Here is a 3,084-nt window from a genome sequence, read left to right as displayed (position 1 = left end):
ATTATGTCTACCCGAGCCTTAACACCAAGACTCGCACCGCACAGATACGAGTACATTTTCACAATCCCGATGGTTATCTGAAGCCGGGCATGTTTGCGCAGATGCGCATTGAGACGGCACCGATGGACGATACTCTGTTGATTCCCCGTCAGGCGCTGATCCGTACCGGCAGTCAATCCCGTGTTGTGCTGGCCAAGGGCGAAGGCCGTTTTAAATCCGTTGCTGTACAGGTTGGGAATATCAACGATGAGCAGGCGGAAATCATATTGGGACTTGATGAGGGCGACCGCATTGTGACGTCAGCACAATTCCTGATTGATTCCGAGTCCAGCAAAACCTCGGACTTTCGGCGCATGAATCATGGTTCGGATGATAAGGCTGAGACTATGGCTCCCACATCGGTCTGGGTCGGCGCACGTCTTAAAAGCCTGATGCCCGAACACCGGATGTTGACGCTGGCGCATGATGCCATTGATGACTGGCAATGGCCGGCCATGACCATGAATTTTACCGCCGCAAAAAATGTAGACCTTCAAGGTTTACAGTCTGATATGACTCTTCACGTAGAAATTACAAGAGAGGGCGACAACAACTATGTGATCAGCCAGATCCATCGACCCGACACCGTTACGGATGACATGCCGATGGCCGATGGTGAGTCTTCTATTAGTCATGACGTTTTGGAAATGGATCACAACCAACATCAATCCATGACTCATGATGCAGCAGTACTTGAGCTTTGATTTATAACGATTTTTTTAGCCCCGAAGAGAAAAGCTACACCATAAGTTACACTTTACTATTAGATTGGATTAAACCTTATTGGATCATGTCTTTACACCAACCAATTATCTCGACAACCAAACCAATTATGGCTGCAACCAAATGAGGACTAAAAGTATCTATCACGGTGCTTGTACCCATATCAAATTTTTATCTCATGCGTTATGAGACTTTCAACCCGAAACCGGATCCAAGGCAACACCGTAAAAAGTCCCACACATGAATTTCACCTGAGATCAACACCCAGATATTGATGTTGCGAGGCCAATATTTGTTCTTTTAGGAAACTATTACTCAGAAGACGAAGAAAGGGCCTTATCAGCCCCCCTTTTATGTAATTAATTCTTCTAGATAGCCCCCACAGCTTGAATTCGCTAGACAGAGCTCATGCATTAAAAGAATGTCCTCTACGCCCCCATGACCGCCTCAGCATCAAATCTACTATCACCCGCCCCCGAAAGAACCAATAAAATTTAGTGAAATAGAAGGTCCAATTCTTGCTCAACAGCTCATTAAAGTAGCCATACAACAATAATAGCTCGGAAATGTTTATGAAACGCCGGGCAGTCCAGAACATTAATTTTGGGATTATTTTTGATTTTCAATAAACTCTCTTAAAACCTTAGCCCCCTCTGACCAGCCTCTCTCTACTGCCACCTGTGAGGCTTTAAGCTGAGCTTTTTCTTGCGCAAGTACATAGCTGAAGAACTTACTGTGCTCTGCTGGGGAAACTTGATTTAATACGGTAAGCTTTTCCACGTATGGTTGAATGATAGATACAAGCATACCTGCTGTAACAGGCAGAACAGAGGAGATATACCCGGTTAACTTTCCACGAGTACGAGTAAACAGATTGGGCTGGTATTCAAAGTTAAGTTTCTTTTCCATATTCTCATAGAGGCTTTTGTTCAACACCTCCAACCGATAATACGCTTGATAAAACTCCCCCATTGGAGAACCCTCTCGGTTTTTTGCGATGATTTGAGTTGAAAGATAAGCAAATACACGATTGTTGTATTCGATTTTTAGTAGTTTTCGATAAATTTCTTCGTTGTCTCTGTCATTATTAATGTCACTTGCACTCACTACGTCCGATATCAATAGAGCACATAGATACGCTAAAATCGGGTACATTTTCATATTCATTTCCTATCCACATTACGCTGGTTTGTTAGGATGGTGCTACCAATGGTTTTTCTTGCCTATTTAAGTGCACGGAGGGCTTCAATGATGGCGTTCCTTTCGTTGGGGTCTTTTATCCCCCCAAAGCCCATAGTGGTACCAGGCACTGTTCCGGCGGGGTCTTCCAAGAAACGATCCAGATTGGCTTCGTTCCAAGTGAGATTGCTCTCAGATAAACCCGACGAGTAGTTAAAATTGCTAGCCGAAGCGGCGGGTTGTCCGTATTTACCTCTAAGATTGGGACCAACACTTGCTTTTCCGGATGCGTCTGTACTGTGACACACGGTGCATTGATTAAGGGTTGTGTCTATGTGAGCGCCGGCTGCCATTTTTTCTGTTTTATAAATTGGGGTCGTGCGTGCGTTTAGTAGACGAGCCACTTTTTGGCCAACTTGGTTACCCGTCGCAATAGCGCCGTCGATAAATCCGCGCCAGCCTAAGTCAATATCGCCACCGGCAAAATATATTCGCCCTTGGGGTTCGCGTAATGCAGTAATCGAATTCGTCAATTGACCTTTTTTCAGAACGCACCAAGTACCCTTTGAGTAAGGGTCCAGGTGCCAGTCATAGTGTAGGGTATCCACCACATCAACATCCGGTAGAAAGCGGCGCAATAATTTTTGGACTTGCGCGTGGTTGTTGGGGTCAATTTGTGACGGATCAGTGGAAAAAGCCACGAGATTAGTGCCTTCGTTAGGGCTGGCCATGGTCATAATGGTGCTTATAGGGTCTTGCTCCGAGGCCAACATTAAGATGGGCTTTATATTCTGTCGGATGCGAATGTAGAACTTCATTCCAGAGCCGGCATGACCTTCCTCGGACGCTCTCACCTTTTGTGATAGTAGCGCAGGCGAAAATTGAATCTTGGATAGTACGTTCATGGGGACTGCGCTAATCGTGGACCGGCAGGTAAATGTTTTGCCTGTGCTGGTGATTATTTTTACGTGATCCCCAAGATCATGAACTTCCTTCACTGGCGTACCCAATTCCACGTCAGGGCGACCATCATCCAGCATGGCATTGATTAAACTTTGCGTACCATGTTTAAAGCTATAGCGAGAGACGCTATCACTGTAACGAGTGATATCACTGCCAACGAGAGACCACCATCGTTGCATT

Annotated in this window: 3 protein-coding genes; 1 reads left to right on the top strand and 2 read right to left on the bottom strand. The window is 45.5% G+C overall.

What is annotated here, in order from left to right:
• Positions 1 to 743, top strand: a 743-nt coding sequence (locus tag A3757_RS13220) for an efflux RND transporter periplasmic adaptor subunit (protein WP_197470037.1), incomplete at its 5' end; no start/stop codon positions are given.
• A 628-nt stretch (positions 744 to 1,371) separates the two neighbouring features.
• Here the strand turns inward: A3757_RS13220 and A3757_RS13215 are convergent.
• Positions 1,372 to 1,923: a hypothetical protein gene (locus A3757_RS13215; protein ID WP_068509538.1), complete on the bottom strand. Its 552-nt coding sequence runs from the start codon at positions 1,921 to 1,923 to the stop codon at positions 1,372 to 1,374.
• 62 nt (positions 1,924 to 1,985) lie between these two features.
• On the bottom strand, positions 1,986 to 3,084 hold a 1,099-nt coding region (locus A3757_RS13210; protein WP_068739764.1), incomplete at its 5' end, for an FAD-dependent oxidoreductase.

The sequence above is a fragment of the Oleiphilus sp. HI0117 genome (genome assembly GCF_001635235.1).
The sequence above is the reverse complement of the archived record's forward strand: the minus strand, read 5'-3'. Positions and strand labels throughout refer to the sequence as shown.

Coding starts and splice junctions, on each gene's coding strand:
- A3757_RS13215 (WP_068509538.1), bottom strand. CDS start 1,923: ATGAAAATGTACCCGATTTTAGCGTATCTATGTGCTCTATTGATATCG.